Here is a 21070-nt window from a genome sequence, read left to right as displayed (position 1 = left end):
ATAGGTCTACCACACCACTATTGCGTTGAAGGAAGCTGGATGATAGCCGCCTCAATTCTACGATTACGGGCATTGGCCGCTTCTGACTCTTCATCGACAAGCGGACGAGTTTCCCCATAACCGACAGCGGTGATTCTTCTAGCCTCTATGTTTGCTTTAGTCATAAGCATTGATGCGACAGCTTTCGCTCTACGTTCAGATAGACGCTGATTGTAGGCGGCGTCTCCATCTAAAGATGCATGACCGTGAATGATCACTCCAGAATTAGCGTCACTATTAAGCGCATCAATAACCTCTTGAAGTGAGTTCTCATACTCAGGTAAAACCTCGGTAGAATTAGAGGCAAACTCAATGTTTACGTTAAATGACTCTATTATATTTGCGTTGTCCACGGTGAAGTCAGCAGCACTTGGTTCTGGCGCCAATTCAGGCTCTTTCGCTTCACAACCAAAGTCATCGACCATGGCACCCGGCGTTGAATCAACACAGTCATCCCATAAATCAACAATACCGTCACCATCAGAGTCGCGTTTTAGAATATTTAGCTCATCTTCAAAGTTAGTGCGAACTACAGGACATACGTAGTTAGGGTCGTAGCTAATTTTTTCTTCTGCTTTATTTAGCACATCAGGTACGCCTTCCTTTGTTATACCTAACGTTTGCGCTAAGCTCCCCGATGCCGCAAGCAGTCTTACTCGTGCTTTTTCTAGCGTATACTGCGCTTCCAAGTAAGCACGACTCGATTCGTAGTACTCATTTTCTGAATCTAGCAAATCCAATAAAGAGCGTTCACCTATAGTGAATTGGTCCATATATGCTGATTTTACTCTGTCTGAAGATAGTCTATGTGCATTCAGCGCTGGAAGTTGCTCTGTAATATTGATGATGTCGTTGTAAGCAATCTGTACCGTTTGTCTCATATCGATACAGGCTTTATCTCTTAAGTCTTTTGCTAAGTCCACCTGTGACAGTGCCTGTCTTATAGCCGCACTGTCCGACCCACCGTTATACAAGTTATAAGAAAAATTAACGCCGACACTCGCTTCGGTAATGGTGTTATTTAGTGCAGCTTGATCTCGAGTTTGCGCACCATAACTTGCGGTCAAATTAACCTGAGGATGGTAGAGACTCTTTGCACTATCGACCGCATAACGCTGTGCATCTATGTTATAAATAGCAGCATTAAATTGTGGATTAGTGCCATATGCGCTAGTAAGTAAAGATTGTATATCTGTGACGTTTGCATCAACGAAAGCAGAGTTTATCGATACTGATTGGAGGTCTTGAGCAGGCTTTTCACCTACCAACCGCAAAAAGCGTGCGGTAACATCATGTAAATTCGATAACTCAGTGAGTACATTAGATTCGGCAAGTGATAGACGGCCGCTGATTTGCTCTAAGTCAGCTCTACGACCTACCCCGGCTTCAACGCTTTCTTCAATTTGTTTGAACACATCGACGTGAGTGATCAGGTTTTCTTCTGCGAGCTTCAAAAGCTCTCGAAACAACTGAACATCCATATAAGCAAGGGCGGTATCTAACGACTTTTGCTCAATTTCGCCCATTAGTTCAAAAAACCGTACAACTTGCGCTTGTTTAAACCGCTTTACCTCACTGCTTGTTAAAAAACCGTCGTATAACATTTGGGTAAGGGTGATTTGAGCAGTATGGCCCATGTATTCGCGGTCCAAACCGTAATTTCTATCAGTGTATGCGCTCGACGCCAATACATCGACCTGTGGGCGAAAACCGCCTCTCGCGATGTCAACATCTGACATCGCCACTTGAAGTTGACGCCAGCTGGCTTGTACTTCCGGATTTTCGTTTACTACTTTGCGAACATAGTCTTCCAAACTGACTGACGAGTTACCAACACCATTGCTTTGAGCAATAGCAGCATGAGCAAGCACAGCGCCAGTTGCTCCAATAACAACCTTGGTAAGCACTGAATTAATCAACTTCATATATGCGTCTCACTATATAAAAACTAGGTGACATTTGTGTCGTTTCTTACATTTAAAAAGTAGACGCTAAAAAATTTTCTGCAAATCGATGCGACACTTTTTAATCTAAAAATGAATAAATTAGGGGGAACTACCTATAACCTATACCAAAGGATATATCTCCCCCGTACCACGGTCCGGTAACCGATTTAAAAACCTCTGCTACGCTTTTTTGTATAGCGTGATTTTTATTGATTGAGAGGGAAATATGGCTGAAGTAATCATTGCAGAAGTAAATGGTGAGGCTTCTATTGTTCGTGGTGACACAGGTGAACAAGTTACTGCTACTGTCGGAATGACTGTTTATGAGGGTGATGTGTTAGATGTCTCACCTGATGGTTTCGTCACCGTTAGTGTTGATGGCGAACTTCGCACACTTCCAGCTGGGCAAAGTGTCACTTTCCCGCTCCAATTAGATTTTACAGAAAACAATTCTGACGATGAATTTGCTGTCTTTGATGAGAGTGTCGATGAGCTTGCCGCATTACTTGACGGTGTTGATGGCGCGGAGAGTATCGAAGGTGAGAACCAAGCAGGCGATGCTGATTTTCTTGACGCGCTTGCTGGTGACGGCGACATCTTAGAGTCATTGGAAGCTACCGCTGCCGGCCTTGATGGCGGTGCTGGAGCAGGCGGAGGGAGTAATTTTGTTCGCGTTGACCGCATAAATGAAGATGTTGACCCAGCCGGTTTCCAGTTCGATCAAAATGCAAACGATAATGACGATGTTGCGCCCGTTGAATTTTCTGAAACAGGTGAACAAGCGCAAGACATTTCTCTTACTCTTGACGCAATCGGTTTAACAAGCGACACCACGCCCACCTTATCCGGTATTACTTCAGCTATTCCGGGTAGTACAGTCACACTAACTGTTACCGACAGTGCTGGAAATATCCAAACTGTTACTGCTATCGTACAAGGCGATGGCACATTTAGTGTAGACGTGCCAAACGCATTGGCCGATGGTGAATTTACTGTAGACGCCACCGTGCTAGAACCTACCGGCAACACAGCTGATAGCTCTACCACCGGCGAAATTGATGCTACTGCTCCAACAATCACAATTAATGCGCCTGGCTCGGATAACGACACCACGCCTACCCTGTCAGGTACCACTGATGCCACACCGGGAAGCACAGTTACGCTAACCATTACCGACAGTGCAGGCAATACTCAAACTGTAACTACCACTGTGCAAGCCGACGGCACCTATAGCGTTGATGCACCTGCAGAATTGGCCGAAGGTGAATTTACCGTTAACGCCAGCGTGACGGATGAGGCTGGCAATACAGCAACCACAGACACCACGGGTGTAATTGATACCACTGCACCAACCATTACCATTAATGCGCCAGGTTCTGATAACGACACCACGCCTACCCTTTCAGGTACTACTGATGCCACTCCTGGCAGCACAGTTACGCTAACCATTACCGACAGTGCAGGCAATACGCAAACCGTGACTGCCATTGTGCAAGCGGACGGCACGTACAGCGCAGATGTACCTGCCGAATTAGCCGAAGGCGAATTCACCGTTAACGCCAGCGTGACCGATGAAGCAGGCAATACAGCAACTGCTGATACTACAGGGGAAATTGATACTACCGCCCCAACCATTACCATTAATGCGCCAGGTCCTGATAACGACACCACGCCTACCCTTTCAGGTACCACGGATGCCACACCGGGTAGCACAGTTACGCTAACCATTACTGATAGTGCGGGCAATACGCAAACCGTGACTACCATTGTGCAAGCAGACGGCACGTATAGCGTTGATGTGCCGGCTGAATTGGCCGAAGGTGAATTTACGGTTAACGCCAGCGTGACGGATGAGGCTGGCAATACAGCAACCACAGACACCACGGGTGTAATTGATACCACTGCACCGTCGATCACTATCGACACCATAGCGACAGGTAACGACACTACGCCAACCTTGTCAGGTACCACTGATGCTACACCGGGTAGCACAGTTACGTTAACCATTACCGACAGCGCGGGCAACACGCAAACTGTAACTGCCACTGTGCAAGCAGACGGCACCTATAGCGTTGATGTGCCGGCTGAATTGGCCGAAGGTGAATTTACCGTTAATGCCAGCGTGACGGATGAGGCTGGCAATACAGCAACCACAGACACCACGGGCGTAATTGATACCACTGCACCGTCGATCACTATCGACACCATAGCGACTGGTAACGACACTACGCCGACCCTTTCAGGTACCACTGATGCTACACCGGGTAGCACAGTTACATTAACTATCACCGATAGCGCGGGTAATACGCAAACCGTGACAGCCATTGTACAAGCAGACGGCACGTATAGCGTTGATGTGCCTGCAGAGTTGGCCGAAGGTGAATTTACGGTTAACGCCAGCGTGACTGATGAGGCTGGCAATACAGCGACCACAGATACTACCGGCGAGATTGATACTACGGCACCGTCGATAACTATCGACACCATAGCGACTGGTAACGACACTACGCCAACCTTGTCAGGTACCACTGATGCCGCGCCTGGTAGCACAGTAACATTAACCATTACCGATAGCGCGGGCGTTACTCAAACCGTGACCGCCATTGTGCAGGCTGACGGCACTTACAGCGCTGACGTACCGACTGAACTAGCTGAAGGTGAATTTACCGTTAACGCCAGCGTGACTGATGAAGCAGGCAATACGGCCAATGCTGACGCTCAGGGTGCTATCGACGTGACGGCGCCAACCATCTCATTAAACGACCCAGGAATAAATGGCGATGCTACCCCCACACTTTCGGGTTTAACGGATGCCGTGCCCGGAAGCACGATAACCCTTACCGTTACCGATAGTGCTGGCGTTACTCAAACCTTTACCACCACTGTGCTTGCCGATGGTACCTTTACCGTTGAAGTTCCAAATGCGGTGGCTGAGGGCACCTACAACGTAACGGCAGAAGTGACAGATGGAGCTGGTAATACAACGCAAGCAACAGCAAGCGGCGATTACGATTCAACGAGTCCTTCGACGACAGTAAACCAACCTGCACCAACGAACGACACTACGCCCAACGTTTCTGGTGAAACCGATGCCCCTCCAGGCAGTGAAGTGGTCATTGTTGTTACAGATAGCGAGGGTAACGAACAAACAATCGTTACTACAGTGGGCGCTGACGGCACATTCAACGAAGATGTGCCAGCGGAACTTAGCGAAGGTGAGTACACGGTAGATGTTACTGTAACAACACCAGCAGGCAACAGTTCTACCACAACAGTGACTGGCGAAATTGACACCACGGCGCCGATAATCAACCTTGATCCTATTGGCTCAACCAATGATGACACGCCGGTGATAAATGGCGACACCGACGCTGAACCAGGTGCAATAGTGACGCTAGAAATCGTACATTCAGACGGCACTACGCAAACCATTACCGCAACAGTGCAAGAAGACGGTAGCTTCAGTGCTGAAGTGCCACAAGCACTCGCAAACGGCGACTTCACGGTAACCGCTACTGTGTCTGATGTGGCGGGCAATACCGCTTCAACCTCCATCGATGCAGTTATTAATACCCAAGGCCCTAATGTTGTTATTGAAACCGGCTCTCCTACCAACGGTAGTGAAGGCATAGGGGGATCGTCAGACGCCCCTAATTCAGAGGTTGTGGTTGTTATCACCGATAGCGACGGCAACAGCCAGACAATAACGGGGACAACCGATGAGAATGGCAACTTCAATGTAGCATTCCCTCCTGGCTCTGAAGAAGGCGAATACGAGATTGAAGTGACGGTGACAGACGAAAATGGCAATAGCTCTACCGCCACGGCCACTACTGTACTTGATACCACCCCGCCGATTGTGAACATCGACCCGCAAACGGATACTAACGACACAACACCGACTATCTCAGGTAATACAGATTTACCAGCGGGCAGCGAGGTCGCTATTACCGTCACCGATAGCCAGGGTAATACGCAAACTGTTACCGCCATTGTTGATGAAAATGGTAATTTCAGCGCCGATGTCGAAGAAGCGCTAGCACAAGGCAACTATGAGGTTTCTGTCGAAGCAACTGATGCAGCGGGTAATACAACTACCGTTGTCGACAACAGTGGCAACATAGACACTACCGCACCAGCGCTTTCTCTAGACCCACAAACTGACGGCAGCGACACCACGCCAACAATTTCTGGCTCTACCGATTTACCACCTGGTTCAACAGTAACTATTGTGGTGACCGACAGCGCGGGCAACACACAAACTATCGATGCCATCGTTGATGAGAACGGTGATTTTAACGTCGACGTGCAAACGCCGCTTACTGAGGGTGAATATACCGTAGAGGCCAGTGCAACAGACGAGGCCGGCAATACAACAACTGTTACTGAAAATGGCGGCAACATTGATACGCAAGCCCCCACCATTTCATTAGAGCCACTTGGCACAGGTAACGACACGACACCGTCAATTAGCGGCTCTACGAACTTGGAAGCAGGCAGCACGGTTACACTTACCGTTACCGATAGTGCTGGAAACAGCCAAACCTTTACTGCCACAGTAGATGCGAACGGCGAATTTAGCGCAGACGTGCCTGCTGAACTCGCTGACGGCGACTACAATGTCGAAGCAACAGCTACCGATGCTGCGGGAAATAGTGCTTCAACGTCACAAACTGGCACCGTGGACAGCAATGCGCCAAGCTTAACCCTAGACCCACTGGGTGATGATAACGACACCACGCCTACTATCTCAGGTACTACCGATTTACCCGCTGGCAGCACTGTTACACTGTCTGTTACCGATGCGCTTGGCAATACGCAAACATTTACGGCAACGGTAGACGGTTCTGGTAATTTCAGTGCCGATGTTCCCAATCCGCTAGCGGAAGGTGAATATAGCGTAACAGCTACAGCGACCGACGCCAACGGCAATACTGCAACGGCAACGGAAACTGGCGGTAATATCGATATTACATCGCCGCTGGTTAATCTAGATGCTCAAGGCAGTACCAATGATACTACGCCAACCATCTCAGGTAACACAGACCAGGCACCGGGTAGCAGTGTATCAATCACTGTTACAGACAGTGCAGGCAATACGCAAACCTTTGACGCTCTTGTCCAAAATGACGGTACTTTCTCTGTTGACGTGCCGGCAGAGCTTGCCGACGGCAACTTTACCGTTACCGCCACTGTCACTGACGATGCGGGTAATCAAGACTCTGCATCGACACAGGGCAATATTGATACCGCAGCACCAACGCTATCGCTTGACCCACAAGACATTGGCAACGACACCACGCCACTTATTAGTGGCACGACAGATTTGCCACAAGGTAGCACGGTAACACTGGTCGTCACCGATAGCTTAGGTAATCAGCAAACTATTGAAGCCGTTGTTGATGAAAACGGAAACTTTAGCGCTGAAGTACCTAGCGCATTAGCAGAAGGTAACTACTCCGTTACAGCAACCGCTGTCGATGAAAATGGTAATACCGCTAGCGTGACAGAAAACGGCGGCATTGTAGATACAACCGCACCATCGCTATCTTTAAATCCAGTGGGTTCTGGTAACGATTCCACACCAACTTTATCGGGCAGCACCGATCTGCCTGAAGGAAGTGTTGTCTCGCTAACAGTCGCAGATAGCGCGGGTAACACGCAAACCATCAACACCTTAGTCGATGCTAACGGTAATTTCTCTGTCGACGTACCGCAAGAACTGGCTGACGGAGACTATACGGTTACCGCCACGGCAGAAGACGAAGCAGGCAATGACGTTACAGACAACGCAACGGGTAACATTAATACTAATGCACCCACGTTAGTGCTAGATGGGCAAGGCGAGACGAATGACAGCACGCCCGTTATTTCAGGTACCACCAGCTTACCTGAAGGAAGTACGGTTACCTTAACCGTAACGGATAGCGCAGGTAACACGCAAACGATTACCGCGACTGTAGGCACAGGCGGAACATTTAGTGCAGATGTTACCACTCCACTCGCTGATGGCGCTTACACCGTAACCGCCAGCGCAACTGACGGCGATGGCAATACGACAACAGTAACCGACAATGGCGGCGTTGTAGATACCACCGCGCCTACGCTTACCCTAGAAAACCCTGGCAGCACGGGTGACACCACACCTACGCTTTCAGGCACCACTGACCTTCCTGAAGGAAGCACGGTTACACTTGTCGTTACAGATAGCGCTGGAAACACGCAAACTATCAATGCCTTGGTCGATGCAAATGGTAGCTTCAGTGTAGATGTGCCAAACGCACTAGCTGACGGCGACTTTACTGTGACTGCCACTGCAACCGACAGTGCAGGCAATACCGCGAATGCCAATACAACAGGTAATGTAGATAGCGAAGCGCCACTGTTAACCCTTGATACACAAGGCGCTACTAGCGATGTTACCCCTACTATCACAGGTACTACCGACGTGGCACCTGGCACACTGGTTACCATTACTGTGGTAGATGCCAATGGTAACTCGCAAAGTTTCCAAGCGGCCGTACAAGCAGACGGCACATTCAGTGCCGATGTGCCTAGCGCTCTAGCTGAAGGCGACTTTACCGTTACGGCAACAGTAAGCGATGCACAAGGCAACACCGCGACGGCAAACGAAACAAATGGAAGTATTGATACACAAGCGCCTATTGTTAACGTTAACCCATTAGATTCAGGTAATGACACTACGCCGGTTATTTCAGGTAATACAGATTTACCTGAAGGCGCTGTTGTTGTGATCACCGTGACTGACAGCGATGGCGACACACAAACCATTAACGCATTGGTTGATGCAGACGGCAACTTTACAACAGAGGTATTGTCTCCACTGCCTGAAGGCGACTACAGCGTCGAAGTTACTGCAACAGATGATGCAGGTAATTCAACTACCGCAACTGAAGACGGTGGCAATATTGACACCACCGCCCCTGTTCTTACGCTAAATCCGCAGGGCACAGGCAACGATGAAACGCCTAACATATCGGGCAGCACTGATTTAGCACCGGGAAGCACGGTAACGTTAACCGTCACAGATAGCGCAGGCAATACACAAACTTTTGACGCCATTGTGGACGTAAACGGTGACTTCAGCGCAGATGTTCCAAACGCTATACCTGACGGCAGCTACACGGTAACAGCAAGTGCCTCAGACGATGCAGGTAATACAACCACCACCTCTGATACCGGTACGCTAGATACCAGCGCCCCTGCGCTGACACTAGATGCGCAAGTTACGGTGAGCGATACTACACCAACCATTTCAGGTACGACTGACCTACCCGCGGGTTCAACAGTGACGCTTTTTGTCACTGACAGTGCAGGCAACACCCAAACCTTTACTGCACTTGTTGATGCGAGCGGTAACTTTAGTGCTGATGTCCCCGCGCCTCTTGCCGAAGGTGATTACTCAGTAACCGCTACCGCTACAGACAGCAACGGAAATAGTGCCTCTGTCACCGACAATAACGGTAACGTCGATACTGTCGCCCCCGTTATTTCACTAGATGCGCTGGGTTCAAATAACGATACTACGCCTACCATTTCAGGCACTACAGACTTAGCAGCAGGTGAGAGCGTAACGCTGTCGATCACCGACAACGCTGGCAATACCCAAACAGTGACCGCAACGGTTGATGCAAACGGCAACTTTACTGTTGATGTGCCAGCTGCACTGGCCGAAGGTGACTATACGGTTACTGCAACGGCCACCGACGATGCTGGCAACAGTGCGTCAGCCAATGCAACAGGTACCATAGACACCACAGCGCCTACCCTAACCTTAGACCCTCAAGGATTAGGCAACGACACGACGCCAACCATTTCGGGAAGTACAGATCTAGCCGAAGGTAGCGTGGTCTCCTTGGTTATCACAGATAGTGCTGGCAACATTCAAACGGTTACAGCAACAGTTGATGCTGCAGGAAACTTTACGGTTGATGTGCCCGCGGCAGTTGCTGAAGGCTCGTACAGTGTTGAAGCTACCGCCATTGATGAAGCAGGCAACAGCACGTCGGTTCTTGATAATTCAGGTGTTATCGACATCACGCCACCTGATCTAAATCTTGAAGAATTAACGCCAGAGAATAACGCTACGCCAACTATTTCTGGCACCACAAACCTTCCAGCTGGCGCCATTGTCACACTAACGGTGGTCGACAGTGCGGGTAACACGCAAACCTTTGCCGCAACGGTACAAACCGACGGCAGTTTTGCCGCCAACGTACCTTCACCACTAGCTGAAGGTGACTATACGGTTACCGCAACGGCTCAAGACGCTGCAGGTAACCAAGGTTCTGATTCTGAAACGGGTGGCAGCGTAGATACCACAGCGCCTGTTATCACTTTGGATCCGCTTGGTACAGGTAACGATAACACGCCTACTATTAGCGGAAGTACCGACCTCGCCGCGGGAAGCACAGTAACTATCACAGTAACTGACAGCGTTGGCACTGAGCAGACGTTTACTGCAACTGTTGATGCTAACGGCGACTTCAGTGCAGATGTGCCTAATCCTATGGCTGACGGAAACTTCGACGTTACTGCAACGGCCACTGATGCTGCAGGCAATACTGCTACAGATACAGTGAGCGGCGACATAAACTCTGCCGCGCCTACCCTATCCCTTGATCCTCTTGGATCGGGCAACGACACGACGCCGACTATTTCAGGTAATACCGACTTAGCGCCAGGTAGCACTGTAACGCTTACTGTGACTGACAGTGCTGGAAACACACAGACATTCAGTGCCATAGTGCAAGGTGATGGAAGCTTTACGGCTGATGTTCCTGCAAGCTTACCTGAAGGTGACTATTCTGTTACTGCGACCGTCACAGACGGCGCTGGCAACAGTGCATCGGTAACCGAAAATGGCGGTAACATCGATACAACAGCCCCATCGATAACCATCGATACACAAGGGCTTGGCAATGATGCAACGCCGTCTATCTCTGGCACCACAGACCTCAATGCTGGCGACACAGTTAGCATAAGCGTGACAGACAACGCTGGAAATACCCAAACATTCACTGCAACCGTTCAAAACGATGGTACTTACAGTGCTGATGTTCCTGCCGATTTAGCTGAAGGCAGTTTCAGTGTGATCGTCACTGCGACTGACGATGCGGGTAATTCAGCAACGGCAATAGATAACAACGGAGTCATAGATACAGCAGCCCCCACCATAACGTTAGACGCACAAGGCCTAACCAACGACGCTACACCGACTATATCGGGAACCAGCGACTTAGCTGCGGGCAACACTGTAAGCATTAGCGTGACTGATAGCCTGGGCAATACGCAAACTTTCACTGCCATAGTTCAAGCGAACGGTAGCTTTAGCGCTGATGTGCCGGTTGACCTTGCAGAAGGCGATTACACAGTAGAAGTGACGGCGACTGATGATGCAGGTAATCAAAACACAGCGGTTGATAACAACGGTACAGTTGACACCACCCCACCTGTTATCAACTTAGATCCAGTGGCCAGCGGCAATGACGCAACGCCAATTTTGAGCGGTACTACCGACTTGCCAGAGGGAGCAACAATTACACTGGTTGTCACCGATGCAGGCGGTAATGTACAGAACCTTACCGCTACGGTAAACGCGGATGGCACTTTCTCAGTTGAAGTACCCAGCGCGCTTGTTGATGGCGATTACGATGTAACAGCCAGTGCGAGCGATGCTGCGGGCAATAGCACGACTGTGTCGGATAGCGGCAATATTAATGCAAGCGCTCCGGAAATTACCCTAGATGCCCTTGGCCAGACAAACGACGCTACCCCTCTTATTTCAGGTACAACTAACGCGCCAGTTGGTGCCACCGTCACTTTAACAGTGACAGATAGTGCTGGAGCAGTTCAAACCTTTACTACAACCGTACAAGGAGATGGCACCTTCAGCGCAAGCGTACCGTCAGACCTGGCCGAAGGTAGCTACACAGTTGTCGCAGAGGTGACTGACGGAGCCGGAAATACAGGCTCTGACTCCGAAACTGGCGGTGTGGTAGATACCACATCACCGGCTATTGATGTGGCAGATCCGGGTGTAGGCAATGATGCAACACCGACCATTAGCGGAACGACAGACCAGCCAGCCGGAAGCACGGTTTCAATTACCGTCACCGATAACGCTGGCAATATACAAACCTTATCAGCAACCGTACAAAGCGACGGCTCTTTTAGCGTAGACGTACCCACCACTTTGGCTGAGGGTAGCTACACAGTTCAGGCAACGGTCGTTGATGAAGCTGGCAATACAGCGTCCGACGCTGAAACCGGCCTAATCGACACAATTTCACCTGTTATTACGCTGGACGAGCCAGGTACAGTTAGCGACTCAACCCCAACCATAAGCGGTACTGTAGATTTACCGCAAGGTTCTACAGTGCAAATAACGGTTGTTGATAGTGCGGGTAATACACAGGTGTTCTCTGCATTGGTTGGCGCGGGCGGCGTATTCTCTGCCGATGTACCAGCGGCGATGGCTGAAGGAAACTTCACTGTTTCAGCAACCGCCACCGATGAAGCAAACAACAGTACAACCGATAACGAAGCAGGCGTAGTTGATACTCTAGTACCTACACTTACTATAGATGTTGCCGATACCACTAACGACGCGACGCCACTCATTACCGGTACAACCGATGAACCTGCGGGCGCTGTGGTCACTATTTTGGTAACGGATAGCGCCGGTGCAACCCAGACCTTAAGCGCAGTGGTACAGGCCGATGGTTCTTTCTCTATCTCCCCAGGTACGGATTTAGCTGAAGGCGACTTCACGGTAAGCGCTACCATCAGTGATGAGGCAGGTAATACAGCAACAGCCAGTGATGCTGGAAGTATAGATACTACAGCACCATCACTAACCTTAACGCCACTTGAGGAAGGCAATGACACAACGCCTACCTTATCTGGTAGCACAAACCTTGCGCAGGGTAGTGAAGTTACGCTTGTGGTAACTGACAGCGCAGGAAATGTTCAAACCATCACAGCTACAGTTGATGTAAATGGAAACTTTACAGTGGATGTGCCTGCGCCTTTGGCAGAAGGTGCATACAGTGTTGAAGCCACGGCAAGTGATGAAGCGGGTAATAGCACTACCGTCGTAGACAATACAGGCGTTATTGATACGACAGCCCCTACTCTATCGTTAGATACACTAGCCCCAGACAGTGACACAACGCCTACAATATCAGGGAATACTGACCTGCCTGCAGGTGCTACGGTAACGATTACTGTGACGGATAATGCAGGTGTAAGCCAAACCTTCGATGCAACCGTTCAGGGAGACGGCAGTTTCTCGGCCGATGTGCCAAGCGCCATGGCTGAAGGAGGGTATACCGTTACCGCCGTTGCCCAAGACCCTGCAGGTAATGAGACAACTGCCACTGAAACAAACGGTAGCGTAGACACTACCGCGCCGACGATCAATTTAGATGCACAAGGCACAGGTAACGATACCACGCCAACGATCACCGGTAGCACCGATTTAAGCCCAGGTAGTTCAGTGACCATAACCGTCACTGATAGCGCGGGAGCAGAACAGACATTTACGGCTATTGTCGATAGCCTTGGTAATTTCAGCGCCGACGTGCCCAATGCAATGGCAGACGGAAACTTCGATGTTACTGCTACCGCCACTGATGCCGCTGGAAACTCGGCGTCTGATACTACCAGCGGCAATATCAATACAGCCGTGCCAAACCTAACCTTGGACTCGCTTGGTACAGAAAACGACACCACACCGACCATTTCCGGTACTACAGATATTGCGCCAGGCAGCACCGTATCCATCAGCGTTACCGATAGTGCAGGAAACACCCAAACATTTGGCGCCATTGTTCAAGCTAATGGCACCTTCTCTGTAGATGTGCCAGCGGCCTTATCTGAAGGTAATTACTCAGTCACCGCAAGTGCAACAGATGGCGCGGGTAATACGGCAACCGCAAACGAAAATGGCGGCGTTATCGATACTACTGCGCCAGCTGCGCCTACTGTTGATGCAGGCAACGGTACCGAAATTACCGGCACAGCCGAAGCAGGCGCTGTCGTAAACGTAGACGTTGACGGTGATGGCACACCTGATTTCACAGTGATTGCTGATGGCGATGGTAACTGGTCAGTAACACCCACAACACCGCTAGCGGATGGCGTGGTTGTCACGGCAACAGCAACCGATGAAGCTGGCAATACGAGTAGCCCGGCTTCTGATACGGTAGACGCTGTTGCGCCAATCGTTGCCTTTGACGACCTAACGACTAACGACACCACGCCTGCACTTACCGGTTCGGTAGACGATCCAACCGCCATCGTGGTCGTTACCATTAACGGTACAGACTATACCGCTATAAACAATGGTGATGGCAGTTGGACACTGGCTGACGATATCGTTGCCGCGCTGGCTGAAGGTAGCTATACCGCTACGGTTACTGCTACTGATGCCGACGGTAACACTGGAACTAACTCTGGTACTGTGGTGATTGATATCACTGCTCCAGCAGCGCCTACCGTCGATGCAGGTAACGGCACTGAAATTACGGGTACTGCGGAAGCCGGCGCAACTGTAAATGTGGACGTGGATGGCGACGGCACGCCAGACTTCACCGTCATCGCTAATGGCGATGGCAATTGGTCAATAACACCCACTACACCGCTGGCCGATGGCGTGGTTGTTACGGCAACAGCGGTTGATGAAGCTGGCAATGTCAGTGCACCAGCGTCAGATACGGTAGATGCTGTTGCGCCAGTCGTTGCAATCAATGACTTAACCACTAATGACGCTACACCAGAGCTAACCGGAACGGTTGACGATCCAAGCGCTATCGTAGTAGTGACCATTGATGGTGTGGACTACACCGCAACTAACAATGGGGATGGAAGCTGGACGCTGGCTGACGATGCAGTGGCTACACTTGCAGATGGTAGCTATACCGCTACCGTTACTGCCACAGATGCCGATGGCAATGTGGGTTCAAATTCAGGAACGGTAGTGATTGATACTACACCACCTGCCATACCTACTGTAGATGCGGGCAACGGCACTGAAATTACCGGTAACGCTGAAGCTGGCGCAACCGTAAATGTAGACGTGGATGGCGACGGCACGCCCGATTTCACCGTCATCGCTGATGGCGACGGTAATTGGAGCATTACGCCTGATACACCGCTTGCCGATGGCGTAATTGTGACCGTAACGGCAACTGACGCAGCGGGTAACATTAGCAACCCAGCCTCAGACACGGTTGACGCGGCTGCGCCAGTGGTTGCCTTTAACGATTTAACAACGAACGATACAACGCCGGCACTTACTGGTTCGGTTGACGACCCAACAGCCACGGTGGTTGTTACCATCAACGGTGCCGACTATACCGCCACCAATAACGGTGATGGCACGTGGACACTGGCTGACGATGCGGTGGCGGCACTTGCTGAAGGTAGCTATACCGCAACGGTTACTGCAACCGACCCAGAAGGTAATGTGGGTACGAATACTGGTACAGTGGTTATTGATACTACAGCACCAGCTGCGCCTACCGTTGAAGCGGGCAACGGCACTGAAATTACCGGCACAGCCGAAGCGGGCGCTACGGTAAATGTGGATGTAGACGGAGACGGCACGCAAGATTTCACCGTGATCGCTGATGGTGACGGCAATTGGAGCGTAACGCCAGATACACCATTAGCAGATGGAGTTGTAGTAACGGCAACGGCTACCGATGAAGCGGGTAACACCAGTGGGCCTGCATCTGACACTGTAGATGCCGTGGCACCTGTCGTAACCATCAATGATGTAACGACAAACGATACTACGCCTGCACTAACGGGTACGGTTGATGATCCAACGGCTACTGTAGTAGTCACCATTGACGGCAATGACTACACCGCTACCAATAACGGTGACGGTACGTGGACGCTGGCCGATGACGTAGTCGCTACACTCGCTGAAGGTAGTTACCCAACATCTGTTACTGCAACTGACGATGCGGGTAATACCGATACCGACACTGGTACTGTAGTAATTGATACCACCGCGCCTACGGTTGCAATAAACGATCTTACTACCAACGACACCACGCCTGAGCTTACCGGTACGGTGAACGATCCGAATGCAGTTGTGGTGGTAACCATTGACGGCAATGATTACACCGCTACCAACAATGGTGATGGCACCTGGACACTGGCTGACAACGCAGTTGCTGTGCTAGCAGAAGGCAGTTACCCAACATCTGTTACAGCAACAGACGCCGCGGGCAACACTGTCACCAATACAGGAACAGTGGTAATTGATACTACCGCACCTACCGTTGCAATAAACGATCTGACCACCAACGACACAACGCCTGAGCTTACCGGTACGGTGAACGACCCGAATGCGGTTGTGGTGGTGACCATTGACGGCAATGATTACACCGCTACCAACAATGGTGATGGCACCTGGACACTGGCTGATAACGTAGTCGCCACACTCGCAGAAGGCAGCTACCCAACATCGGTAAGTGCAACAGACGCCGCGGGCAATACGGTGACCAATACAGGAACAGTGGTTATTGATACTACCGCACCTGCCGTTGCGATAAACGATCTAACCACCAACGACACCACGCCTGAGCTAACTGGTACGGTGAACGATCCCAATGCGGTTGTGGTGGTGACCATTGACGGCAACGATTACACCGCTACCAACAATGGTGACGGCACTTGGACACTGGCTGATAATATCGTCGCCCTGCTTGCTGAGGGTAATTATACGGCTGTGGTTACCGCCACAGATGCGGTAGGCAATGTTGCAACTGACACAGGTACCGTCGTTATCGATACCAGTATCGATGAGAACAATAATGGTCAGACAGTAACGTTCGACAGTATCTCAAACGACTCTGGGGTGGCTGGAGACTTTATTACTAGCGATAGCACGCTTATCTTTAATGGAACGGTTGACCTTGGTGACAATACTACCCTAACCGTTACCGTTGATGGCACGTCCTATATCTTTGGCACTGACCCTGAACTTACCATTGATGGCAGCGGTAATTGGAGCCTTGATTTAACAGGCACAACGCTACCTGCAGGTACCTACGCGGTGGTGGCAACCGTCACCGACGAAGCAGGTAATTCGGCAAGTACAGCAAGTCAGAATGTTGTTGTACAGGCCCTTGATGCTATAAACGACGGTAACACCGTTGATATGGGCGAACCTGTAGTCACTGTAAATCCACCGGAAACCACCAGCGACGTGCAGGTGATTGGCTTAGCAGAGTCTACAGGCGGTGTTGATGCAAGTGCTTCCTTTACGGTTTCTCCTAACCATGTAGGTGAAGTGCTGGTAGAGGTTGACCAAATAGCACTAGTGGCTGTTGCCGATGCCTACATTGTTGAAGTGTATGACGAGAGCGGTCAACTTGTTTACAAAGGAGTAAGCGCAAACTCTCAACTTGCCGATGTCGGTGGCCTAGACATTTTTGATGTTACTGGCGACGAGACCATTTCGTTTACGTTAGCAGGCCTTGATGCTGGCAACTACAGTGTGGTGGTCCGCAATGATGAGAACTTACTTGAAGACTTGTTAGACAACGACAATAGTAACGATGTTAACCTTCAAGAACTTGGTTCAGCTGGCGTTGTACTTGGGCCAGACAATCAAGCTGTCGTTCTTGATACTATTGAAACAACGTTAAATACCGGCGTTTTAGGTATTCCAATTGGTACGGTTGGTACGCAAGTAAGGGGAGTTCTAGAAACACTTCTGGAAGCCACCACTGTAATTGGCGCGGGCCAGCTTGTTAATTTGCTTACCGCGCCTCTTGATGCAATTGGTTTAACTGGCTTCCTTGATGACATCCTAAGTGTCATTGCCGATGCATTGCTCAGCAATACATTAACCCTATTGCAAGACACTGATATCACCACCACATTAACCGAATACACTTATACGGGTGATTTAGTAGCCCAAGGTAACTTAATTGACGGTGATATTAGTGGCGTAGGCGCCGACACTATTTTAAACGGTGCCCAAGTAACGCTTGTCACCAACGCCTCTGGTGATAGTGTGGCGGTTCCTGCTACTGGTACCGTTACTATTCAAGGTAACTATGGCGTACTGGAAATTGCTGCAGACGGCACTTACACCTATACCGCGGATGGTGATCGTAGTGCAATTGGCCAAGACGAAGTGTTTAACTACACCTTATCAGATGGTGAAACGTCCGATATCGCGGCACTTACCATAACCATATCTGGGAGCGACTTCCCGCCAGTAGTAGCCCAAACCGATAACAATGATATGGAGCTAGGCGCACAAACGGCCATCGTGAATGCACCAGTTAGCGATAGTGATTTCCAAGTGCTTGGCTTAACCGAAGGCTCTCCGGCAGCGGGCTCGCCAGAGGCTAGCACAACGCTTACCGTTGATGCTGGCTTCTTTGGCGAAGTGGTTGTAGAAGTTAGCCAAACAGCGTTAGTCGCCGTCGCTGATGCGTATCGTGTTGATATTATAGATGCCGATGGCAACGTGGTCGCCTCAGCTATGACGCCGGACAATCCGTTAATAGGTGATGTAGCTGGCGTAAACCTAATCGGAGTAACCGGTGACGATACGCTGGTTGCGAAATTCTCGGGCCTACCTGCCGGTGATTACACCGTGGTTGTACGCAATGATGAAAGTGCCCTTGAGACACTATTCGATCAAGATAGCGACGGCTCGATTACACTAACGGAGTTAGGTGACGGTGGCGTAGTACTGGGTGAAGAAAACCAAGAGGTGGTGCTAACTGCTGTTGAGGACGCACTAAACGGCACTGAAGCCAGTATATTAAATGGACTTGGTTTGGGCACGGTTGTACGCAACTTCATTTTGGAACCAGCTTTAGGTGCAGCAGATAGCATAGGCGCTGGCGACTTGGTCAGCACTATAACTAATGGTCTCAACGCTCTTGGATTGGGCCTTCTAGCCGATAGCGTGTTGGATGCGGTTGCAGCAGCATTGCTAAGTAATACACTTACCTTGCTTCAGTCTACCGATATAACTTCAACACTAACGGAATATCAGTTTGAAGGTAGCACGACAACGTCGGGTAATGTTATCGATGCCGCTAATACAGGGGATGTAGCCGATAGCATTGCTGAGGGCGGAGTAGTGACGCAAGTAACCCATACCAATGGTGAGTCGGTGACTGTATTGGGCACTGGGCTATCGGGCATTACTATTGAAGGTGATTATGGCGACCTCACCATATTTGAAGACGGCAGCTACACCTACGTAGCTAACGGTGTGCGCGACGGCTTGGGTAGTACAGATAGCTTTAGCTACACCATTTCAGATGGCAGGAATACCTCTACCGCCAATCTTAACTTTAACTTGTCAGGGCAAGGGGTATCGGCAGACTCGGCCCGCGCTGAACTCATTTACGATTTTGCTAGTAGCACTGGTTATGCTGAAGCCGAGGCGCTTGAATACACTTGGCTGATTGGCGCTCTTGGTGTTGTTATTCCTACCACCGTAGATACCCAAAGCAACACGTTTACAGTGGCAACTGATACCACTATGGATCTTAACTTAACAGTGGATGGAGGCGATCTATTATCATTAGGCTCAGGTCTCGATCTATTCATTGAACGAAATAACAACGGCACGTGGGAAGTTGTAGAGACATTTTCCAGCGATCAGTTAATAGGCCTATTAGGCCTCGACGGTAATGGTGTATTTACTTCTTATGGCCTAACGGAAGGTGAGTATCGAGTGACAATGGACGTAGACACAGGAGCAGTCAGTGCTCTAGGTGGCGTTAGTGTCGATTTAAGCTCAACAGTTCACTTCTTAGATCAATTTGTGGTAGACGAAGTACAAACCGCCACAGGTAACCTATTCGAGAATGACATATTCCAGGGTACCGTAGATAAAGTGTATATCTCGGCCGATGGTACAAACTTCAACAGTTTCACCAGCACCACAATTGTTCAAGGACAATATGGGACGTTACAAATAGATGTAAATGGAGATTACACTTATACCCCAGACAACACGCTAGCCGTATTTGGTGGCACCTTAACGGATACCTTTACTTATCGTATAGAGTATCCAGACGGTACTGTCGAGCAGGCTGAGTTTAACGTGTTTGTGACGGCGTCTGGTGAAGGTGTACCTGAGGTCGTGACAACCACTTCATCTGAGTCTGTAAGCGCGTCAGATAGCAGCGGCACCGTTGTTACTGATGAGCCTACAGCACCTGACATCATTGACTTAACAGGGCAAACACTTCAAACGGTTGACCTGAACGCAGAAGCCAGACTGGCAACACCAGAAAGCGAGCCGACTGCCCCGCTATTGAGCACGGAGCCAGTAGAAAGAATTGCACCTGTAGAGAGTACACCTGAAATCATTACGCTACCTGAAGAGGAAGTGAGCACGCTTGGTACTAATGTGGGCGATGGTTTTGGCGGTGGCGACACTATCGACTTGTCTGGTACTAAGCTTGATACGGTTGATATTGGCGGTCCTATACCCACCGCGCCGAACGAGGGTACAAGCCCGCTTTCGCCTGAAGCTTCAACGCCAGAAAGCATAGCGCCACAACCTATCACCTCTGGAACATTACCAGAAGACACAATTACCCTTCCAGAAGAAGGCGATATTGTAACCGCTGGCCCAGTGACAGAGGTAACTGTTGATGTGGTAGATATAGATCTTCCACCAGAAGATTTAATTCTGCCTTCAACTGAGCCTACATTCACTGATTCGGGCAGCGAAAATACGTTGTCTGATACTGGTAGTGACTTAGTGGGCGATACATCTAAAGAAGGTAGCGCTGATGTGACAACAGCTTCTCCGACAGAGTCTGAAGTGCTGAAGACAGCGATAGATAAACTTCCACCAACGGATATCTAGTTTGGTCATGAAGCCAGCATTAAGCCCTCGTATTTAACGGGGGCTTTTTTATTGTGTGCCTAGTATCACAAGATATTTAGCAAGACATTTTAGCCGCATAAGCGCGGCGTTATAAAACACTACACCTTATTGATTAATCAAAGGGTTTCGTATTTTCTGGAACTACGTATAATAAAGTTTCCTACGCATT

Annotated in this window: 2 protein-coding genes; one reads left to right on the top strand and one right to left on the bottom strand. The window is 49.9% G+C overall.

Features of this window, described 5'->3' with window-relative positions; genetic code table 11:
• Positions 1 to 17: 17 nt before the first annotated feature.
• Complete coding sequence (locus tag PCAR9_RS04670; RefSeq protein ID WP_179982615.1) at positions 18 to 1964, bottom strand: TolC family outer membrane protein; 1947 nt, start codon at positions 1962 to 1964, stop codon at positions 18 to 20.
• A 247-nt stretch (positions 1965 to 2211) separates the two neighbouring features.
• Here PCAR9_RS04670 and PCAR9_RS04665 point away from each other — a divergent pair, with 247 nt between their 5' ends.
• Positions 2212 to 20880 (top strand): BapA/Bap/LapF family large adhesin, encoded by an 18669-nt coding sequence (locus PCAR9_RS04665; RefSeq protein ID WP_179982614.1) that lies wholly within the window; start codon positions 2212 to 2214, stop codon positions 20878 to 20880.
• Positions 20881 to 21070: the final 190 nt, after the last annotated feature.

The sequence above is a fragment of the Alteromonas macleodii genome (assembly GCF_903772925.1).
Taxonomy (GTDB): domain Bacteria; phylum Pseudomonadota; class Gammaproteobacteria; order Enterobacterales; family Alteromonadaceae; genus Alteromonas; species Alteromonas macleodii_A.
This window is presented reverse-complemented; position numbering and strand designations above follow the sequence as displayed.